Here is a 20,229-nt window from a genome sequence, read left to right as displayed (position 1 = left end):
TAAAAATTAATCCTGATAATCAGGATGCATTGTATAATCGTAAATTGGTAGAGGAACTATTGAAGAAAGATAAAGAACAAAAACAGAATAAAGATAAAGAAGATAAGAATCAAAAAAATAAAGATCAGAAGAACAAGGATCAGCAGAACAAAGATCAACAGAACAAAGATCAACAGAACAAAGATCAACAGAACAAAGATCAACAGAACAAAGATCAACAAAACAAAGATCAACAGAACAAAGATCAACAGAACAAAGATCAGCAGAACAAAGATCAGCAGAACAAAGATCAGCAGAACAAAGATCAACAGAACAAAGATCAGCAGAACAAAGATCAACAGAACAAAAATCAACAAAAACAAAATCAGCAGAATAACAAACAAAATCAAAATAAAAAAAATGAGAAACAACAGGAAGGCGATGCTCAGTCTGAAGCGGAGCAGGAGAAACAACAAGCAAAACAGCAATGGTTACGATTGATTCCTGACGATCCAGGTGGTTTGATGAGAGAAAAGTTTTTACGCGATCATTTACGAAGAGAACGTGGGTGGTACCAATGAAAAAAATAATAGTATCGGTATTTTTATGGTGTTATGCACTACTTGCTGTAGCTGAAATCCAAGTGCAGGTTGAGCCTTCGCAAGTGGCGATGGGAGATGTTTTTAAATTAATCATTACTGATAATAATCCACAGAATGGAGGTGTTCCTGATCTGACCGTATTACAAAAGGACTTTACCATTTACGGGACAGAACGTCATATTAACTACATACTAATCAATGGTCAGGCTCAAACAGCCAGTCAGTGGATTATTTCATTAAAAGCCTTAAAGCCAGGTATATTGACTATACCTGCAATAAAACTTGGATTGGATAAGAGCAATCCTATTACTATAAATGTGGATAGCAATCAAACAAATCAGGATTTTCAGGGAAATTCTGCGCAACAACAGGATGTTGTTTTGACTGCGAGTGTTAATGAAAAGAAACCTTATGTTAATCAACAGATAATTTATACTGTCAAATTATATAATAGTAAAAGACTCATGGATGCAGAATATCAAGGCCCTCAAGTGGATAATGCTTTATTAATCCCTCTCGGAGATGCCAAGCGTTATCAAACAATACAAAATAATATTAATTATGTTGTAGAAGAGCAGGATTACGCTATTTTCCCACAAAAAAGCGGTATTATAAATATCATTTCTCCAACGTTTACTGCTTTGATTTACGATATAAATTCTCAGCGGATTAAAGTTGCAGATAAAACAATCAAGTTGAACGTACAGCCTATTCCAGCTCAATATAAAGGTAAATTATGGTTGCCTGCAAAACAGGTTAAATTAACAGAGCAGTATGAAAACTCTAATCAGACTATTGGACAAGGAAGTACCTTAACCCGAACTGTAACGCTTGAAGGCGTGTCTATACCAGCCCAACTATTGCCCAGTCTTGATTTTGAAGAAAGGGATGGGTTTAGTGTGTATCCCGAAAAAGGAGCTGATAAAAATCAGGTGAAACAAGGCGAGTTGGTAGGCAGCACCGAATTTAAAGTGACCTATTTATTTAATAAAGCGGGAAAAATTACCATCCCTGAATTACGTCTTCACTGGTTTAATACTGAAACAGGCAAGGATGAAGTAGCCGTTTTGGCTCCTCGCAGCATGGAAATCACTCCTTCTCTATCAACCAGCTCTGATAAGATCATACCTCAGAATAGCAAGGTAAATCAGGTGACAGAGAATACGGGACGGGGAATTGATACCTATTCAAAATCTTCAGTTAATTGGGCCTGGATTGTTGCAATACTCTTTGCTCTTGCCTGGATAGCAACGTTGGTGTTGTGGGGATGGCAAAAACGTACACGTCATACAGATAAAAAACAAGCCAGGAATGCTTTGGCTGAATTAAATAAAGCATGCATGGAATGTAATCCTAAAAAAGCACGTGATGCCTTATTGAAATGGGGAATGGTGCAATGGCCTGACGCGCCATTACTGAATCTTTCAGACTTGACCAAACTGGTTAGAGACGCGCATTTAAAAAAACAAATCCACTTACTGTCTCAGGTCTTATATAAGAGCGATGAGAAAGTTTTATGGAGAGGTGATGAGTTATTGCGAGCCGTAATTGCGCTGAAACGATCACATGCGGATAAAAAGCAGAGTTCCAATATACTACCGCCTATAAATCCATTTTAATGCACGAGATCACTCCTGGCATCGTTTAATTCGCCTTAATCATTTTTGTTAAAAAAACGTAAGGTTAATTGGACGCATTGCATTCGGTATGATATTTGTCGGGGTTCTTGAGAAGTTACGAGAACTAGTTTTAAATACTTGATTCCTATGCTAATTTAATTTGTGCTTTATATTGTTTCTATAAATATATCGCAACGCGCTGTTTGTTTTTTTGCAAAGCAACGGTAGCGAGAAGATCCAACATTAAAATGAATGGATGTTTTTTAATGAAGTTAGATTAGCGAGGATTTATATGAAAAAGCTACCTTCCAAGGTGATTTTTATTGGCGCAGGACCTAGCGCTTTATTTGCTGCGCGTAAACTGACACAGATAGCCAAAGAACAAAAAGAAAAAATTGAACTGGTTTTTTTGGAGTGCGAGGATCAGGTCGGTGGCAAGTGTCGTACTTATCCTGAGTCAAGGCATCCGGATTTGAAAACTGAACTAGGCGCTGGTGCTGTCGCGCCAAACTATGGGGTGGTGATTGATGCGCTAATCGAGAATGGATTATCTTATGAAACAATGATCCCAATGGCTCAGGAAACTGTTGAAATTCAAGAAAAATATAATGCATTATCTCTAACTGAAAAAATAGTGTTTGTTAAAGATCTAATCAGTGAAATGTCAACGTTTAATAGCGATTATGATATTTATCAAGACGCAAAGCAAAACAAGAAACAACTTCATGCAGATCTACAACTTCCTTTTACTGAGTACTGTGCATTAAGAGGAATGAAACATCTGCCCCTTTTGACAAAACCTTTTGTTCCTGGTTTTGGCTATGGTGCCATAACCCATTGCCCTACTTACAGTGTTCTCGAATATTTAGGGAAAATGACCCTGCCTGATCTCGCTTTGGTCGAACACCTATTTAAGCAACCTTCTTTATTGGCGATTCACGGCGGATTTCAGCTGCTAATGCAACACATTGCCAAGAGCTTTGATGTTCGTTTAAATGCACATGTAAGTAAAATTGAGAGGGAATCGGATAAAGTCACCGTTCAGTATGAGCAAAATGGAATTAAATACACAGAAACAGCAGATACTCTGGTGCTGGCTACCTCCCCTAAAAATTGGCCCTCCCTTGGCATGGAATTAACTGACACTGAAATAAAATGCGTCAATCAATTGGAGTTTTACAGGTATCCTGTTGCTGTGTACAAGATAAAGGGTTTGCCACCACATCAATATTATTTCCCACAAGGGCTTGATGAAACCGGTTTTGGCCATTTGGCTCTTATTACGACCCGTGATAATCGCGAGGATCCAGAGGACGGTAGATTTTGTACTGTCTATGTCAATTTGCCGCCAAATCATAATGATTTTACCTTTGATCATGATGCATTGATTCAAGAGCTAAAAACTATCGAAGGTGTCACTGAGGTTGAGGTTATTAAAGAGAAAATTTGGGAAGATTATATGTCCACTCTTCCATGGGATGTTCGTTTGGAACTGGATAAAGAACAGCAATCAGGAAATACCATTTACTTGGGATCTTATGTTTTAGGTGGTTTTGAGGATGTAGTTTGTGTCGGCAATAAAGCGACTGATACAATGAGCGAGTTATTTACCCCTACTCCTACTTTTGAAGAGAATTTCTCTTTTAAAAATATAAAAAGAGGAATTCAGTTTTTTACGGCTCCGGTGTTTCCCCCGCTAAATACTTTTGATAGAGCAATGCAAGAGGAAAAGCGATGCCGCATTTTATAAGTATCGTACTAATGAGCACCCGGCCTTTGCAGTTTAAAGGCTTGGTTTCGTCACTGTTCATTGGGCTTAAAACGCGAATTTTTGCATCATTTATAAAGAAGTTGTGCATATTCCTCGCTATTTGTTGAACATCATATTATAATTTTAATTACTTGTGAGGTTATGATTTTCGGCTAACATTCTGTTTTTCGCGAGATTCAATCTTGAGGGGTAACTAGAGTTGCGAATATATTGCGCTAAAAACAGCGTATTTTATCCATGCATTTCATCACAGGTTAATGTTTAATTTTAATTGGAAAGTAGAAATGTCTGTTAAAGAAACTGGTCACGTTAAGTGGTTCAATGATGATAAAGGTTATGGTTTCATTAGTCGTGATAATGGTCAGGATGATGTTTTTGTGCACTTTAGATCCATTATCAGCAGTGCTGGACGTAAAACTTTAGTGGAAGGTCAGCGCGTTGAGTTCCTCGTAACTAAAGGTGCGAAAGGACTGCAAGCTGAAGAAGTAACCGCTTTATAATTGCACTTATTCTCAAATTATCTCACTCATGTTGTTTGCGTCAGTGCATCGACAAGAGTGAGAAATTTTATAATATCAGTATCAGGCGAAGTAGGTAAACAATACACTCTATTTCATCTTTTAACTGTTCACTCCGAGTTTTATTTATAAAATTTGGATGGTGTAGCTGTTGTATGCACTTTTTTAAGATAACTTATTTTTTATTGATCATTTGCACTGAAAACTGTTTTGTATAAAAACTTGCGGTAAGGTAACGGTATGTTACTTTATTTTTTTTGGTCCATTCCTGTTATCCTAGACCAGTTTTGCAAAATATTTAAGCCGATGGATAAAGAAAAAATCCTTATTTATCAATTTTGATCACGGAATTGCTAAAAGCTGGCTTTCGAAAAGGACTTAGGTATAATGTTCGTACCAAACGATGGTCAGGATGCATAATGATAAAATTCATCACCCTGTTGTTCCTTGCTTTTTCTGTTAATGTAAACGCTTTAAATGCAGTAAGTGGTACTTTCGAAGCGACGAAATCATGCCCCGCTTATCTCTCCAAGAATAAAAAAACAAATCCCGACAATTTAATGGTGCAAATACACCAACAGTATCAATTAAAAGAAATTAACAAAAGTCCACCGGACTGGTTGCGCATTGTTATGCCAGAAAGTCATAATTCGCTACGTTGGGTTAGTGCAGATTGTGGCCTTACTGAATATACCGAACGTAATTCCGAAAAATGTGATTCTCGAGCTGGTATGGCGGACTCGCATGTTCTAGCCCTCAGTTCACAGTCTGGATTTTGTCAAACTTATGGTTATGAGGCAGGTAAACCTGAATGCAGAAAATTAACTGGAACTTCATATCAGGCTAATCATTTGACTTTGCATGGATTATGGCCTAACCAGGAAAATTGTGGTCAACGATATGGATTTTGTGATGTTAAACCTCGAGCCAATCACTGTGATTATTCTCCCGTGAATTTGTCTTCACAGGTGGGTGAGCAGCTTAAAATACTCATGCCCAGTTATAAATACGGTAGCTGTTTAGAACGACATGAGTGGAATAAGCACGGTAGTTGCCAGGTGTTAACTCCTGATAATTATTTTTCATTGGCAATGAGGTTAGTGAGTGAAGTGGATGACTCTGTTTTTGGACGATTTTTAACAGAGCATAAAGGCAAGACAGTAAAATTGTCGCTTTTACGTGAGCACATCAGCCAGGCTTTTGGCTCAAACAACGCAGGTAAAATTTATCTGGGGTGTAAGGACGGTTACCTGGTCGATGTATTTATTCAATTACCGGCCTTAATTCCTTTTAATGAGTCTGTGGCATCTTTGATTAATAAAGCTCCTGATAACCAATATCATGATTCCTGTTCCAGCAATGTAACCATTTCAGATTTTAGTAAGGAGTCCTGGTATTAGAGGGGGTTGTTATGGCCAAATCACCATTTGGCCAGTGACTAATCGAGATGCTGCCTTGCACATTGATACAACTTACTCTAATGTAGAGAGATTGTTGAAATAGGAATGAAGATTATGCTTAAGCGGTGTTATTCATTGATTCTAATGGCCTTTTTTTTGGCTGGATGCTCTCATCATGAGCAAAAAATGCCCCTTCCTGTAACTCAGTATTCAAGTAGCAGCACGAATCAATACAGACAGGTTGCTCCCTTTAATCAGGTGGATGTTCAAGGGCAAATTAATATCCATTTACATACTGGGTATAAAAAGCCTGAGGTGATATTAACCGGGGATCCCAGAGATTTGGCGCAGGTCAATACTGTGGTATCAAACGGAACCTTATTTCTTGCTTTAGGTAAGGGATTTCCTCAATTTGGGGCTGTTAATGCGGATATTCGCGGCAGATTCTTAAATGGTGTTCGATATGTCGGTGCAGGATCTATACGTGGAAGCAAACTGCATACCAGTTATTTAAATCTTTATTTGGCAAATCCGGGAACAACCCGATTAGCAGGAACTATAGGATTGCAGCGGTTGGAAGTTGTAGGAGATGGGTTAACGCAAATTAATGGAATTTCAAGCCGCAACTTACAGATTTATTTAAAAGGAAATCCAAAAGTTCAGTTAACTGGATTTGCCAATCTTGCGAGGCTTAATATAGATGGTGATGCCTGGTTAAGTTTGTATTGGATTAAAAGCAATAATCTAATCATTAGGGCAAAAAAAGCAGCTAAAGTACAATTGGCCGGAGTAGTTAATAGACTTGATGTCGAGTTATGGGGTGTCGCGCAGTTTAAAGGACGATATTTACGAGCTCAACGAAGTTTCGTGAAGACTCACGATAAATCTGTGGCTGAAATTTCTGCAGTGAACCATCAGAGTAACCTTGCGACTGATGCCAGCGATATCTACTATTTTAATATTCCAACAACCAGAGCTGATTTTATGGCATTTAACGGATCGGTTCTTGATTTACGTGAGTGGAGTCAGTTTGATATGGAAGACTTTAATCGATATAACAAACAATTTCCTTAGTATATTTACCTCAATTCGGCAGCATATTGAGTTGCCGAATTGAGTGGTTGTGTTTTAGCTCCCTAAGCCAGAACCTAAATACAGTTTGGCATAATCATCATCAATGTCATGGCGATCCATTTGATCGGTTAAACTATCTAAAATAAATCGAGTAGTATCCTCATCTTCTGCAAGATCTTTCAGAGACCAAATAGTTGCTGTTAATGCAGCTACACAAAATAATACAGGCCCAGCAGAATTTAAAACCGAGTCAGGTTTAATTTGATCAAATAAATTGAAGCGCACAATAAACTCCTGAGTTACATATTGAGCGCAAAAATTACATTAAATTTAAACTTTTTGCAATGATTTACCTTAATCACCTTATTTAACCGTGTTAATGCATTTTATTATTTCATTTAGATCACTATCCAAAGGTAAAACATGAGCAGAATTTTCTAACCAGTGTGTAGTGACATTGGGTAGTGATTTGAACAGTTGTTCCACTTCTTCTGATGCAACTACCTCATCATAAGTACCAAGAAACAGATCTACAGGACAGGTTGGTGGTACCCACTCATATTGTTGGGCAAGAGTCAGCATTTCTATGATCGAAGAAATAGGGAGTTTTCTATAGGCTATTTCTGCATGTTCGTTGGTTTTGAGGTTACCTGCTGCATTACGCAGATGACGAAATCCAAAATATTTGAGTATTTGGGCTAGCTTAAGCATGGAGTTCACTTTCATGTGTAGTTTTAGTGCTGGCGCCAGAAGAAAGAGATGATTCAGTTTAAAACGTTGACTGAGTTCGCAGGCCAATAATCCCCCTAAAGATAAACCTAAAACATCTACTTTCTTGTATTCTTTCGTTAATGTTTCGCATGCATGATGCGCTGTTAATAACCACTCGGAAGCTTTGGAATGAGAAAATGCTTCAATACTCTCAGCATGACCAGGAAGAACAGGACAAACAATAGCATCATAATGTTTTAATTTTGGTATAAGATAGCGATATACTGCAGGAGAAGAAGAAAAACCATGGAGGACCAGTAACGCACGTTCAAAGCCCGTCCCTCGTTGATTGATCGGTTCAAGAAGTGCCAGTTCCTCCCGAGTTAATCCTGAGAGTTGTTTACCACGTCGCATGTAACGAAAGTCATCATTATTCATGGTTTACCTGTTTCTTATGATTGTTACACGGCATTACGTTTTATATTAGTTCTAAAAAATAATGGTGTACCAACTCAGTTATTATTCTTATTTTATTAAGTCATTATTATCTGTTCTTTAATTTATTATAGAGCTAATTTTGATATAATTGCTCTCTATTATATTAATTATGTGAGTATTTAGGATGGATTTAAAACCTTTGACTGTGGATAGCGCAATTGAGCCGTTAGGATCTTCCTCCGCATTTGCTTCTTATGATATTAAAGCCAGCGCGTATAATCAAAAAATAAGTGGACCTCAAAATGATTTAAATGCATCACAATTAATACAGCAAGCGGCACAGGTTCTAGCCCAAAATCCTGAATTGGTGATGGCGTAATTTCTTAATACCACTGGGAAATGTCCTTCGGAATGGGATGCTTAACACTAATTGTAAGATGCTATGAGGGAACTCTTAATAAAATTGATGAAATCTAACCAGTCAATTTGGTAAAAACTAATGCCCGTATCCAGTAAATAATAGGATGCCGCGTGCTATAGAACTGTAGATGAACATGCCAATTAAAAATGCAAAATACGAATGAGCTACTATAATTTAAATATAATAGACTTAATTGGTAACTTAATATGGCAGAAGATACTCCACCAAGCTCTGGACCTAGTCCCACTCCGAGTACATCCGGCTCATCTGCTCCTACACCAGAACCAACGCCTTCTTCAGGCCAAGGCTTTTTAAGTAAGGCTGTTGATTTTGCAAAAAAAGGTGTCGACCTGGCATCAAAGGCAAAATCGGGATTAAGCAAGTTGGCCCAAGCCCCTGCTGATGATTTTGCTGAAAATCAGAAGAAAAAGAAAAAAATGGAGGAAGAGCAAAAATCGGACAGTAAAGAAGATCCCATGATGAAGCTGTTTAATCAGCTTTATAAAACGGCTGAAGGGATAAATAGCGCGTTATACGATCCTATAAGAAATATTGGAAAAAATTTGGCACAAAAAGGTGTTGATTCAGTTGTAGACAAAATAAAAAGTAAATTTTCAAGTCCAGGGAGTGATTCTGCTAATCAACAATCACCTCCGCCAGCTCCGCCTCCAACACAACAACAGAACCGCAGTACAGTTGGTAGTACTCCTCCTCAACCACAGGTAAACATAACTTCATCAGTTGTGGGGGACGTTGTTATGTCAGTTAAGGATGAAGTTAAGCCAGCAGATAAGCCAGAAGCTAAGTCAGGAGCTAAGGAAGAGGCTAAGGAAGGAGCTAAAGAAGAGGCTAAAGAAGAGGCTAAGGAAGAAGCTAAGGAAGAAGCTAAGGAAGAAGCTAAGGAAGAAGCTAAGGAAGAAGCTAAGGAGGAAGCTAAGGAGGAAGCTAAGGAAGAGATTAAGGAAGGTGTTGAAGAACAAGCTGTTAGTAGTTCTGAAATTGAGAGTAGTATCGATCCCTCTGATATCAGTCCTCCTGTTCAGGATCAAGACAGTACCTTATCTGTGGCAAATGACAGCTCACCTGCACCAATGGCTGCAATGACTCCTTTTCCGGACACTCCTTCGCCAAATGCGACGGAGCCTTTAGAAAAGGCAAATACTGAAAAATATGATAAAATCAGCGAGGAACCAGCACCGTCTGTCACACAAAATGCTGATATGGAACATACGAGCGGTTTAGGCAATACAATGTAATGAATATATAAAACTGAGGATAATCATAGTTACTGGTTATTCAACAAACACAACATAATGATTTCAAAACAAAAATTTAGAACTAACCTGAAGATGGATTATCAGGTTAGTTTTATTTAATGAGTCATTTATCGTTCAAGCAATTTATGCGGCAAACTTTCGATACGCCCCGCCTGAGTAACCACTACATAATTTAATTTGCGTTGTAATTCACTAATTGTATCGGCTCCGGCATAGGTTAGCCCGGATCTTAAGCCTCCTACGATATCGGCAATAATTCCATCAGGGTTTTCTTTAAAAGGAACTTCAGTTGCTACTCCTTCAGCAGTTTTCCATTCGTGCATTTGGCCTAGAAATGCTTCTTGTGCTTCCCTGGATGCCATACCGCGATAACGCTTAACCTTTGAGCCATCTTCTTTTTCAATGACATCACCCGGTGTTGGAGAAGTTCCAGCTAACATTCCACCAATCATCACAAAGTCTGCTCCAAAAGCCAATGCTTTGACTATATCACCGGAAGTTTTAATTCCTCCATCAGCAACGATAGAACGGTCAGCACGGGAACAGTCCTGGATGCAGGTGAGCATAGGAACGCCAAAACCGGTTTTGATTCGAGTACTGCATACTGAGCCGCCTCCAATGCCTGCTTTAATAATATCTGCGCCACAGGAAGCAAGATAATCGGCACCCGCATAGGTCGCAACATTTCCTGCCATGATGCAGCGGTCACCCAATAATTGGCGTAAACTTTTAAGAGTTTTACCTACATATTTGGCATGAGCATGAGCTACATCAACGCAGAAATAATCAGCGCCTGCATCTCGTAATGCTTCGGCTCTTTGTAATTCTGCATCAGTACATCCGACGGAAACGAAAACCATCCCAGTGCATTTTTTGAAGTCCGCAATGTTCTCTTCTATGGACATAAAGCGATGTAATGCTCCCATAGCACCTTTGCTGTGCATGAAATTTGCCATAGTACTTTCAGTAATAGTATCCATATTGGAACTGATAACCGGGAGGTTTAAGCTCAGTTTACCCAATCGGTCCGTGTTCGTAGTATCAACCACCCGTCTCGATTCATGGTGGTTGTATGAAGGAACAAGTAAAACATCATCAAAAGTGATGGCCTGATCGGTCATGATTAATCCTCGTTAAAACGCGTACTATAAATGCTCAGCAGCATAAAATGCAAGTCTTGAGCGTTCGCCACGGGTTAAAGTCATATGCGCGCTGTGTTCCCAGTGCTTGAAACGATCTACGGCAAACGTTAATCCCGAAGTGGTTTCAGTTAAATAAGGGGTATCGATTTGCTTGATATCTCCCAAACAAATGATCTTGCTGCCGGGGCCAGCTCGAGTTACCAGCGTTTTAATTTGCTTGGACGTCAGGTTCTGTGCTTCGTCTATGATGATGTAGCGATTTAAAAAAGTACGTCCCCGCATAAAGTTCAATGAACGAATTTTAATTTTGTTTTGCAATAAATCTTGAGTTGCTCCACGTCCAAAACTACCTCCTACCTGCGAGCCATGAAGTACTTCCAGATTATCCATTAATGCGCCCATCCAGGGAGTCATCTTCTCTTCTTCGGTTCCTGGTAAAAAGCCTATATCTTCACCTACAGGTATGGTCACCCGGGTCATTAAAATTTCATTATAACGATTTTGATCCATAACCTGAGTCAGTCCGGCTGCAATAGTAAGCAATGTTTTTCCTGTACCAGCAGAACCTTGTAATGTGACGAAATCGATGTCTGGATCGAGCAGTAAATTTAAGGAAAAATTCTGTTCACGATTACGTGCGGTAATTCCCCACACTGAATTTTTTGTCTGAGTGTAATCACGTACAAGTTGAACTACGGCATTTTCACCATCAATTTTTTTTACCAATGCCTGAAATTCATTGTCTTCTGTACTGATGCAGTCATTGGGATTCCATTGATTGACCAATGGACCGCTGACCCGATAAAAAGTTTTACCGCTTTCCTGCCAGGATCCCATATCTTTTGCGTGAGTATCCCAAAAATTGTTGTCTAAAATATGTAATCCGCGATGCAAAAGATTCACATCGTCCAACACCTGATCATTGTAATAATCTTCTGCGGGTATTCCCAGAATTCCTGCTTTAATACGTAAATTGATGTCTTTGGAAATAATAACTACCTGTTTTTTGCCAGCATATTTTTTTTGTAAGCCTAATGCGGTTGCCAGGATGGTATTATCCACTTTGTGTCCAGGTAGAGTGGATGGCACTACTTGATCAAATTCGTCTGTTTGAAAAAACAGTCTTCCGCTACCGTTCCCTTTATTGGATCTGATGAAACTGGGTATAGCCAGACCGGATACAATTTGTTCATGAGTCGCGTTACTCATTAACTCCACTAACATCCGGTTGGTTTGACGTACGTTTCGCGCCAATTCTGACGTACCTGTTTTGTGGCTGTCCAATTCCTCAAGAACGACCATAGGTAAATAAATATCATGCTCGTCAAAATGATAAATAGCAGTGGGATCGTGCATTAATATATTCGTATCAAGCACGAACAGCTTTAGTCCAATATTGGTAGTATCCATAGGGTCACCCTGTCAGCTAAAATAGTATTTCTTATAATTCAAGTTGTACCATGCCACCTGGGATTAAAATTAAGGCGTCTGGACTCATCAGGACTTAAAAAAACCAATCTCTTTGTTAAAAGGAATTTGTAATTCGGTCATTTAGTCCGTCTAAACTCCCTCATTAAAAACTCCTTTTGCCTCGACTTTGGAGTGTTCCTAAGTCCTGAAATTGTGTCTCTTGAACTATTGGCCTATCTTCATTGTGCTGAGCTGGAGTAAATACGTCAAGAATTATATTTTTTTGTTTAGGAACAAATATTTAAGAATATTAATCTATAATTAATAGACGGCTTCAGCAGCAAGCCGTTCCGCCTTTAATTCCTTGTTATTAAATACAAATAAAGTACACAAGGCTAAAACAAAGAGAACAATACCTACGGGGAATAAGCTTTCATGATTCAGTAATCTTCCTGAATAGGTGCCAAAAGCTGAGAAACATAAAAGGATAAGGCTGCGGACCGCGGAAGCAGAGCCACGAAATTCATCAAAACACTGTAACGCTCTGGACGTTGTTCCACCCCAAAGGAGAGCAGAGCTGAATATATACATACTGAGATCAAGAGCATTAAAAATCTGATAGTCACACCAACCGAAATAGTTACCTGCCAGTAGTAAGCCGCTACTGATTATGGCTATGTGTATTCCTAATGAAATGGTTTTATCTACCCCAAATCGAGTGAATAATTTTGATGCCAGCATAGATCCAAAAAGAAATCCCATTGAGGTGAGCATCAGTAAAAGACCCATTTTGTCTGGAGAGACATGGACATGAGAATAATAAAAAGGTGCCATAGTCAGAAAGCACCATTCACCACAGTTTAACAAACCGAAAAGGGCGATGTAGGAAATAAAGGTTTTGTTTTTTAATATCATACCATAAATCTGTACTCTTTCTTTTAAGTCAGGAGCACTAATTATGGTGTTATTGGATGGATGTTTTGGCAAGAAAATCATGATCATGCACAAAATTGTAGAATATATAGCAATGCCATATAAATTCATCTGCCAACCATAGAGGACATCTACTTTTCCACCGATTGCAGGTGCAAAAAGTGGAAGTGCTGCTACAAGTGTTCCAATCCAGGACATGATCCGAGCCCCGTCATCTTTATGGTATAGATCCTGGATTAAGGCCCAGCCAGCAACTGGAACGACAACAGCTCCTGTTCCTTGCAGAAAACGACAGGCTAATAGCAGATTGATTGAATCAGCATACAGACTCAATATAGAGCCGATAAAGAAAATCACCATGCCAATAAATAGTGTTTGTCTTCTTCCTATAAGATCAGCAATGATTCCCCAAATAAGAACTGTTGCAAATTGGCCTATCATAAAAATTGAAATAATCATTTTGACGTCGTTGGATGGAACTGCAAAGGATTGTGCAATTTGAGGCAGGCTGGGCAATAAAATATCTGTGGCTACCAACGTAAGTATTGATGAGGCAATAACAATAAACAGTTGAATATTGCGAATTAACATAGTGAAGTCAGGTTATTATTTGATTGAATTTGCTAATAATAACACAATTTATTAAGGCATGTTTAAAATTCTGATTTCGACGTTCCGCGAATTTGGGAATCATTGATGAATAATTCAATGCGGGATTAGGGAGTGGCATCCCGCATGAGCAATGGTGTTACCTGTGCTGGACGGAAGGATTATTCATTGTAAAGTGTATTTCAGTTTAAAGATTTAACATAATTCAAAACTTCTTCGACATGTCCCTGTACCTTAACTTTTCGCCATTCATGTTTTAAAGCACCTGTTTTATCTATGATAAACGTACTGCGTTCTATACCACGTACTTGTTTTCCATACATGGATTTCATTTTGATGACATCAAACAATTGGCATATGTGTTCTTCCTGATCGCTGATTAATTCAAATGGAAAATTGTATTTGCTTTTAAATTTTTCATGAGAGTTTAGACTGTCTCGAGACACGCCAAATAGTACAACATCCAGAGCTTGGAATTGTGAATAAGCTTCTCGAAAATCCTGGCCTTCGGTAGTGCATCCTGGTGTTGCGTCTTTAGGATAAAAATAGAGAATCACCGTTTGGCCTTTATAATCATGAATATGAGCTTTTAAATTATGGGTTGCCTGGAACTCAAAATTCGGTATTTCCTGACCTATATGCATCAATGTTCTCCTTAATTATTCTTTTTCATGAGGCGCGATTTGTCTCTCTGCCATTCTCTGTTTTTGATGGTATCCCTTTTATCATGTTCTTTTTTACCTTTGGCCAAAGCTATTTTTACTTTGATTTTATTTTTTTTCCAATATAACGAAAGCGGTACTATGGTGTATCCTTGTCGTTCAACGCTGCCGATCAAATGACTTAATTCTTTACGGTTTAATAATAATTTTCGAGTTCGTGTTGGATCGGGTATCGAGTGAGTCGATGCTGTTTGCAATGGTTGAATTTGTGCTCCTAATAAAAAAGCCTCACCGTATTTAATGATTACGTGTGCGTCCGAGAGGTTAACTTTACCTGCGCGCAGGCTTTTTACTTCCCAACCTTCAAGGACGAGACCTGCCTCGTATTGATCTTCTATGAAGAAATCAAAACCGGCTTTTCTATTCAGCGCTATGCTGGGGTCGAATTGTTTTTTGGTAGTCATAAGACACCTGAACTATAAAAAAAAGCTATTATAACTGAAAGGTACGATGAGATACATGTAAGTTGAATTAATGCTTTGGGTTGCCTGGCTATGAAACCAAAGTGTTTCTTTAGACATCAGGATACTTAGGTAATTTCATAATAACTCCGTGAAACGTCATCCCTCTTTGCATTCGGGATGACGATTTTATCGGATTCATTTAGGGTATCTCTCATCTTTGTAATCTTGTGGCAGCTGAGGATAAACGCGCTCTAATTTTTGATCCACTGCGACTCGATCATCAAAAACGAAACATTTTCCTTCCCATAAAGAGTCGGTTTCGGGTATTTTTTCAATGTAGTTGAGTATGCCGTCATGCAGCTGGTATACATGCTGAAAGCCTTGTTCTTTCATAAAAGCAGTTGTTTTTTCACAACGGATACCACCAGTACAGTACATGGCAATTTTTTTATCTTTTTTGTCACTCAGATGACGTTCAACGTATTCAGGAAATTCCCGGAAATTTTCAATATCAGGATTAATTGCATTTTTGAATGCACCGAGTTCAAATTCATAATCATTGCGGGTGTCTAACAAGATGACCTCGGGATCTTGAATCAATTCATGCCATTGTTGGGGATCCAGATAGGTGCCTGCATTTACATCAGGATCAACGTTTTGAACTCCCATGGTAACAATCTCTTTGCGGAGTTTAACTTTGGCTTTATCGAATGGATTTTCATTGTCAAAGGTTTCTTTAAAGTTCAGGTCGGCAAAGCGAGCATCACTGTGCATGTACTGATAAAAAATATCCATCTGCTCTCTGTTGCCTGCAAAGCCACCATTGATGCCTTCATGAGCAAGTATAATCGTACCCTTTAAGCCTATTTCACGCATTTTGGCCAGTATGGGTTCTCTCATGGTTTCAAAATCAATCAGAGGTACAAATTTATAAAATGAAGCAATGACTATTTCTTTCACGTGACTACCTAAAAATGACAAAAAAATTTGGTAAAAATTAACATTTACTCACAATTTAATCAATAGGAATGAATTAAATGCACTATTAGAAACCAGTTGTTTTAAATAATTGATAATGCGTTGACAACAATTTCATACCGATCGTACTCTTAGGATCAAGCTATCGTTAATTTGGGTTTGCTAGCTTTTATAAGGAGATTTGTATGTATTATCACAATAGAATGTGTCGCTGGCTGTGTATCCTGTTATTTTTTATTCCATTAGTAAGTGCCGCATCCATCCCTGTTAAATCAATGGTTGTCTTTGGAGACAGTTTATCAGATACAGGAAATACCACTCATCTGCTGAAAAGTTTACGGAGCGAAGAAAACCCCGCTTATATTGTTGCTCCTTTTAAAGTTTTTGTTATTAATAAAATGATCGAATTTGCTAATGACTATTATGTACCGCAAATAGTACTTGATGCCGGTATTCTTGCGGTGACCGATTTTTTTGATCATGATTTGGCTCCTTATATTGTTAATTTGATTGCCCAGGTCAAATTGGTACCCATATTACCTGGTAAACCTTATTGGAAATCCAGATTTTCAAATGGCCGCGTATGGAATGAATATCTGGCAGACATGTTCTCCATTCAAAAGGATGATGAAGAGGTCTATTTAAATCGAGCATTTGGCGGCAGTTGGGCTGCGACTTATGATACTCAGCTAACGGTTTGGAATGTGATTCGTCATCCTCTGGGAATCATTAAAACGTTAATTGTAGGGAAATTGATACCACCCAGTTTGGGATTAACCGTACAGGCCTATTTATTAGAGCATCAAAAATTAAGTAATGAGACTGTTTATTTTGTCTTTTCAGGTGGTAACGATTATATCAATGCGCTGCAGTATGAGGATAAATACGATCCTGCTGTTATGAGTGCTTATATTGATAATATTGTAGATGGAGTCAGTTCTGCTGTATTAAAACTGACACAAGCAGGAGCAAGACGTATTGTTGTGCTAGGCGTTCCTCATGCGGGAGATACCCCTAAGTTTGTTAAAACAGCAGACAGGGAGTTATTAAATTTTGCCTCCGATCAGCACAATGAGCGATTGGCGATACGTGTTGCAGAATGGAAACAACTGTATCCCGACGCGGACATTCTCTTTATTAATACCCAGGAGTATCTGGAACGTGCGGTAAATGAACCCGGTAACTATGGATTTGCCAACGTCACTGATGCATGCATTGATGTAAAATTCCCTATGTTCCAGGGTATTACACATTCCGCTTTCGCTAATAACTTTGTTTTAAGATACGCCCAGGTACTTCAGTATAAAGATAAAAGTTTTGCGCCAGGCGAGACAAATTATCACGTCTGTGATGTGCCGGATGATTATTTGTTCTGGGATGAAATTCATCCAAGCACGCGGGCGCATCATCATTTTGCTTATGAAGTCTGTTCCGCAATGAAAGACCATGGCTATGATGTACGCTGTAAAAAGCCAGAATCCGCTCAAGCATAGAGCAATTGATTGCCTGAACAAAATTTGTAGTATTGTTCAGGCAATTGCCTTAGTGATTTACTCATGTTTATGGCATAATTCCTCTTTTTAATTGAAATACTCCCTCTTTGATGAGGGATATTTTCTTTCGCAATCTAAATTGAGTTATGAATTGTCATTGAAAATTAATCATAAACCGAATTTAGGTACTATAAATAAATAGATAAAACATCTATAAAGCGGTTTCTGGAATGAGGAGCGGGTTATGTGTGGGATTATGGGAGTTGTTTCAGAAAGGGATATCAGCAAAGTCTTGCTGGAAGGATTACGTCGTTTGGAATATAGAGGATATGACTCTGCAGGAATTGCAGTAATAGATAATAATTCACGATTAAAACGAGTTAGAATTCAAGGTAAAGTACAGAATTTGGCCGATGCGATGCAAGAAACTGCAATTGCCGGTAATACTGGAATCGCCCATACTCGTTGGGCAACTCATGGAAAACCTTCAGAGCAAAATGCACATCCTCATCTGTCACATGGGCAAATTGCATTAGTTCACAATGGGATTATTGAAAATCACGATCATTTAAGACAACGGCTTATTACGAGTGGATATCAATTCACTTCTGAAACAGATACTGAAGTTGCTGCTCATTTAATTCATTTCTATTATATTCAGCATGAAAACTTATTATTGGCAGTACAAACTGCTGCTGCAGAGATGCATGGGGCTTTTGCTCTGGGAGTAATTCACCAGCAAAGACCGCTTGAACTGGTTGCCATACGTAAAGGCAGTCCTTTGGTTGTTGGTCTTGGAATTGGTGAGAACTTTATCGCCTCCGATGCTTTGGCCCTCCGATCTTTTGCGCAATCGGTAATTTATCTGGAAGAAGGGGACAGTGCGTGCATTACTGCCCATCAGGTACAAATTTATAATGCTGGAAGAGAATTGGTTGAGCGCACAGCCCATCCACTAACCAGTGATTCAGAAATTGTCAGTAAAGGGCCTTATCGACATTTCATGCTTAAAGAGATATTTGAGCAGACTAAAGTGCTTACGGATACTATAGAAGGCCGTATTAACAGCCCTGAAGTACTTAAAGCAAGTTTTGGAGAACGCGCCTCCCACGTATTTCCTCAAGTAAAACAAATTCATATTGTCGCCTGCGGTACCAGCTACCATGCCGGTCTGATTGCCAAATATTGGTTAGAATCCCTGGCTGGGCTTCCTACTCAAGTAGAGATTGCCAGTGAATATCGATATCGAGATGTGGTTGTTTCAGAAAACACCTTGTTTATCACCGTGTCACAATCGGGTGAAACAGCAGATACTTTGGCGGCCTTGTATAAAGCAAAGAAAATGAACTATTTAGCCAGTCTGGCTATCTGTAATGTTGCTACCAGTACTTTGGTGCGAGAAGCTGATTGCGTTTTTTTAACTCGTGCTGGAATTGAAATAGGTGTCGCCTCTACCAAGGCGTTTACTACCCAGCTGGCTGCATTTTTGATGTTGGCTGCCGCGTTGTGTCATGATGACAGGGCACAGGAAGTATTAAGTCAATTACAGGAATTACCTGCGTGCTGTGAACGTATTTTACAGATGAATGAAGAAATCGAAACGTTATCCTCTTTATTTGTGAATAAAGCTCATGCTTTATTTTTAGGTCGTGGGGTTCAGTACCCTGTCGCTCTGGAAGGTGCCTTAAAGCTTAAGGAAATTTCATACATTCATGCAGAAGCCTATCCTGCCGGTGAATTAAAGCACGGTCCTCTTGCCTTGGTCGATAAAGATATGCCTGTAGTCGCGGTTGCACCAAATGATGAACTTTTGGATAAATTAAAATCCAATCTGCATGAGGTTAGTGCTCGAGGCGGACAGTTGTTTGTATTTGTAGATGATTCTCAAGACTGGAAAGCAAATGGTGCACGATTGATTAAAGTTCCATCCTGCGGTACCTGGGTTGCTCCTATAGCATATACTCTACCGTTACAATTGTTGGCCTATCACGTTGCAGTAGCCAAAGGTACGGATGTGGATCAACCACGTAATCTTGCTAAATCGGTGACTGTTGAGTGAATAAAGGACATCAATTTTGGACTGAACTATGGGAGCAGGGACTCACTACGTTCCATAAAGACGTAGTGAACCCTGATCTCATCAGGTATTGGCCAGAATTAAATCTTGCTGCACATGCCACAGTTCTTGTTCCTTTATGTGGAAAAAGTCTGGACATGCTTTGGTTGTCTCAGCAAGGTTTTCAGGTTATAGGAATAGAGCTCAGTGAACAGGCAGTACACCAATTCGCTAATGAACATGGTTTATCGTTTCATCAAAAGGTCAATGGCCAGTTTATTCATTATTTTAATGATCAGTTCAGTATATGGGTTGCTGATATATTCAAACTGCCCCCTGCGTTCATTACCCCTGTAGATGCTATTTATGACCGGGCTGCTTTAATTGCATTGCCCGCCAAATTACGCTCTGCATATGTTAATGTCTGTTTAAACTGGTTAAAACCAGGGGGGGAGATTTTGCTGAAAACAATGGGATATAATCAAGAAGAGATGCAAGGGCCTCCATACAGCGTTAGTGATGAAGAGGTACGAACACTTTATAAAGATTGCGATGCGGTTCGATGCCTGAGCAGTATTTCCAGTACACGGGATTCATCTGATCCCTTGTTTGCAAGAGGTTTAAAAATAGTAAATGATACGGTGTGGTCTATTAAAAAAGTATAGGTTTTTT

General features: G+C 39.0%; 19 protein-coding genes. 10 read left to right on the top strand and 9 right to left on the bottom strand.

Going from position 1 to position 20,229, the window contains the following annotated elements; genetic code table 11:
• Positions 1-6 precede the first annotated feature (6 nt).
• On the bottom strand, positions 7-459 hold the full coding sequence (locus Lqua_RS19020) for a Cys-every-fifth RiPP peptide CefA (protein WP_420798058.1): 453 nt from the start codon (positions 457-459) through the stop codon (positions 7-9).
• A 97-nt stretch (positions 460-556) separates the two neighbouring features.
• On the opposite strand from Lqua_RS19020, the gene Lqua_RS08645 reads away from it, so the two are divergent.
• The 5 genes from Lqua_RS08645 (at position 557) to Lqua_RS08625 (ending at position 6,963) form a co-directional block, all read left to right on the top strand.
• Entirely contained in the window at positions 557-2,200 is a 1,644-nt protein-coding gene (locus Lqua_RS08645) for a BatD family protein (RefSeq protein ID WP_058473878.1), read from the top strand.
• Between the two features lie 292 nt (positions 2,201-2,492).
• Complete coding sequence (locus Lqua_RS08640) at positions 2,493-3,950, top strand: FAD-dependent oxidoreductase (RefSeq protein WP_058473877.1); 1,458 nt, start codon at positions 2,493-2,495, stop codon at positions 3,948-3,950.
• A gap of 305 nt (positions 3,951-4,255) precedes the next feature.
• Complete coding sequence (locus tag Lqua_RS08635; protein WP_018578299.1) at positions 4,256-4,471, top strand: cold-shock protein; 216 nt, start codon at positions 4,256-4,258, stop codon at positions 4,469-4,471.
• A gap of 437 nt (positions 4,472-4,908) precedes the next feature.
• A complete protein-coding gene (locus Lqua_RS08630; protein ID WP_058473876.1) occupies positions 4,909-5,889 on the top strand; it encodes a ribonuclease T2 family protein in 981 nt (326 codons plus the stop codon).
• Between the two features lie 114 nt (positions 5,890-6,003).
• Complete coding sequence (locus Lqua_RS08625; RefSeq protein ID WP_058473875.1) at positions 6,004-6,963, top strand: GIN domain-containing protein; 960 nt, start codon at positions 6,004-6,006, stop codon at positions 6,961-6,963.
• Positions 6,964-7,017: 54 nt separating this feature from the next.
• Here the strand turns inward: Lqua_RS08625 and Lqua_RS08620 are convergent, their stop codons facing one another.
• Together Lqua_RS08620 and Lqua_RS08615 are read right to left on the bottom strand one after the other, a co-directional pair.
• Positions 7,018-7,248 (bottom strand): hypothetical protein, encoded by a 231-nt coding sequence (locus Lqua_RS08620; protein WP_058473874.1) that lies wholly within the window; start codon positions 7,246-7,248, stop codon positions 7,018-7,020.
• A 78-nt stretch (positions 7,249-7,326) separates the two neighbouring features.
• Positions 7,327-8,112 carry an alpha/beta hydrolase gene (locus tag Lqua_RS08615; RefSeq protein ID WP_058473873.1) on the bottom strand — a complete coding sequence of 262 codons (786 nt, stop codon included), beginning with the start codon at positions 8,110-8,112 and terminating at the stop codon, positions 7,327-7,329.
• Positions 8,113-8,296: 184 nt separating this feature from the next.
• Between Lqua_RS08615 and Lqua_RS08610 the strand changes: the two genes are divergently transcribed.
• Both Lqua_RS08610 and Lqua_RS18185 read left to right on the top strand, forming a co-directional pair.
• The gene (locus Lqua_RS08610) at positions 8,297-8,491 is read left to right on the top strand and encodes a hypothetical protein (RefSeq protein ID WP_058473872.1); all 195 of its coding nucleotides are present in this window, start codon (positions 8,297-8,299) and stop codon (positions 8,489-8,491) included.
• 248 nt (positions 8,492-8,739) lie between these two features.
• Positions 8,740-9,789, top strand: a complete 1,050-nt coding sequence (locus Lqua_RS18185) for a hypothetical protein (RefSeq protein WP_058473871.1) — start codon at positions 8,740-8,742, stop codon at positions 9,787-9,789.
• Positions 9,790-9,917: 128 nt separating this feature from the next.
• Here Lqua_RS18185 and Lqua_RS08600 read toward each other — a convergent pair whose 3' ends face one another.
• The 6 genes from Lqua_RS08600 to trhO all read right to left on the bottom strand — a co-directional run bounded on the left by Lqua_RS08600 (position 9,918) and on the right by trhO (position 15,990).
• Entirely contained in the window at positions 9,918-10,931 is a 1,014-nt protein-coding gene (locus Lqua_RS08600; protein WP_058473870.1) for a guanosine monophosphate reductase, read from the bottom strand.
• 24 nt (positions 10,932-10,955) lie between these two features.
• Positions 10,956-12,362 (bottom strand): PhoH family protein, encoded by a 1,407-nt coding sequence (locus Lqua_RS08595; RefSeq protein ID WP_058473869.1) that lies wholly within the window; start codon positions 12,360-12,362, stop codon positions 10,956-10,958.
• Between the two features lie 321 nt (positions 12,363-12,683).
• The gene (locus Lqua_RS08590) at positions 12,684-13,886 is read right to left on the bottom strand and encodes an MFS transporter (protein WP_058473868.1); all 1,203 of its coding nucleotides are present in this window, start codon (positions 13,884-13,886) and stop codon (positions 12,684-12,686) included.
• A gap of 200 nt (positions 13,887-14,086) precedes the next feature.
• Positions 14,087-14,548 carry a peroxiredoxin gene (locus Lqua_RS08585; RefSeq protein WP_058473867.1) on the bottom strand — a complete coding sequence of 154 codons (462 nt, stop codon included), beginning with the start codon at positions 14,546-14,548 and terminating at the stop codon, positions 14,087-14,089.
• A gap of 11 nt (positions 14,549-14,559) precedes the next feature.
• Positions 14,560-15,030: an SsrA-binding protein SmpB gene (gene smpB / locus Lqua_RS08580; protein ID WP_058473866.1), complete on the bottom strand. Its 471-nt coding sequence runs from the start codon at positions 15,028-15,030 to the stop codon at positions 14,560-14,562.
• 195 nt (positions 15,031-15,225) lie between these two features.
• Entirely contained in the window at positions 15,226-15,990 is a 765-nt protein-coding gene (trhO, locus tag Lqua_RS08575) for an oxygen-dependent tRNA uridine(34) hydroxylase TrhO (protein WP_058473865.1), read from the bottom strand.
• Positions 15,991-16,193: 203 nt separating this feature from the next.
• Here trhO and plaC point away from each other — a divergent pair, with 203 nt between their 5' ends.
• From plaC to Lqua_RS08560, 3 genes are all read left to right on the top strand, one after another.
• On the top strand, positions 16,194-17,501 hold the full coding sequence (gene plaC / locus Lqua_RS08570) for a lysophospholipase/glycerophospholipid:cholesterol acyltransferase PlaC (RefSeq protein WP_058473864.1): 1,308 nt from the start codon (positions 16,194-16,196) through the stop codon (positions 17,499-17,501).
• Between the two features lie 244 nt (positions 17,502-17,745).
• Positions 17,746-19,560, top strand: a complete 1,815-nt coding sequence (gene glmS / locus Lqua_RS08565) for a glutamine--fructose-6-phosphate transaminase (isomerizing) (RefSeq protein ID WP_058473863.1) — start codon at positions 17,746-17,748, stop codon at positions 19,558-19,560.
• On the top strand, positions 19,557-20,222 hold the full coding sequence (locus Lqua_RS08560) for a thiopurine S-methyltransferase (RefSeq protein ID WP_058473862.1): 666 nt from the start codon (positions 19,557-19,559) through the stop codon (positions 20,220-20,222). Before glmS ends, Lqua_RS08560 begins: the two co-directional genes overlap by 4 nt.
• Positions 20,223-20,229 lie beyond the last annotated feature (7 nt).

This window comes from Legionella quateirensis (genome assembly GCF_001467955.1).
Lineage (GTDB): Bacteria > Pseudomonadota > Gammaproteobacteria > Legionellales > Legionellaceae > Legionella > Legionella quateirensis.
This window is presented reverse-complemented; position numbering and strand designations above follow the sequence as displayed.

Coding starts and splice junctions, on each gene's coding strand:
- Lqua_RS08595 (WP_058473869.1), bottom strand. CDS start 12,362: ATGGATACTACCAATATTGGACTAAAGCTGTTCGTGCTTGATACGAAT.
- Lqua_RS08645 (WP_058473878.1), top strand. CDS start 557: ATGAAAAAAATAATAGTATCGGTATTTTTATGGTGTTATGCACTACTT.
- Lqua_RS08590 (WP_058473868.1), bottom strand. CDS start 13,886: ATGTTAATTCGCAATATTCAACTGTTTATTGTTATTGCCTCATCAATA.
- Lqua_RS08630 (WP_058473876.1), top strand. CDS start 4,909: ATGATAAAATTCATCACCCTGTTGTTCCTTGCTTTTTCTGTTAATGTA.
- plaC (WP_058473864.1), top strand. CDS start 16,194: ATGTATTATCACAATAGAATGTGTCGCTGGCTGTGTATCCTGTTATTT.
- Lqua_RS08625 (WP_058473875.1), top strand. CDS start 6,004: ATGCTTAAGCGGTGTTATTCATTGATTCTAATGGCCTTTTTTTTGGCT.
- smpB (WP_058473866.1), bottom strand. CDS start 15,030: ATGACTACCAAAAAACAATTCGACCCCAGCATAGCGCTGAATAGAAAA.
- Lqua_RS18185 (WP_058473871.1), top strand. CDS start 8,740: ATGGCAGAAGATACTCCACCAAGCTCTGGACCTAGTCCCACTCCGAGT.
- Lqua_RS08615 (WP_058473873.1), bottom strand. CDS start 8,112: ATGAATAATGATGACTTTCGTTACATGCGACGTGGTAAACAACTCTCA.
- Lqua_RS08635 (WP_018578299.1), top strand. CDS start 4,256: ATGTCTGTTAAAGAAACTGGTCACGTTAAGTGGTTCAATGATGATAAA.
- Lqua_RS08585 (WP_058473867.1), bottom strand. CDS start 14,548: ATGCATATAGGTCAGGAAATACCGAATTTTGAGTTCCAGGCAACCCAT.
- Lqua_RS08640 (WP_058473877.1), top strand. CDS start 2,493: ATGAAAAAGCTACCTTCCAAGGTGATTTTTATTGGCGCAGGACCTAGC.
- Lqua_RS08610 (WP_058473872.1), top strand. CDS start 8,297: ATGGATTTAAAACCTTTGACTGTGGATAGCGCAATTGAGCCGTTAGGA.
- Lqua_RS08600 (WP_058473870.1), bottom strand. CDS start 10,931: ATGACCGATCAGGCCATCACTTTTGATGATGTTTTACTTGTTCCTTCA.
- glmS (WP_058473863.1), top strand. CDS start 17,746: ATGTGTGGGATTATGGGAGTTGTTTCAGAAAGGGATATCAGCAAAGTC.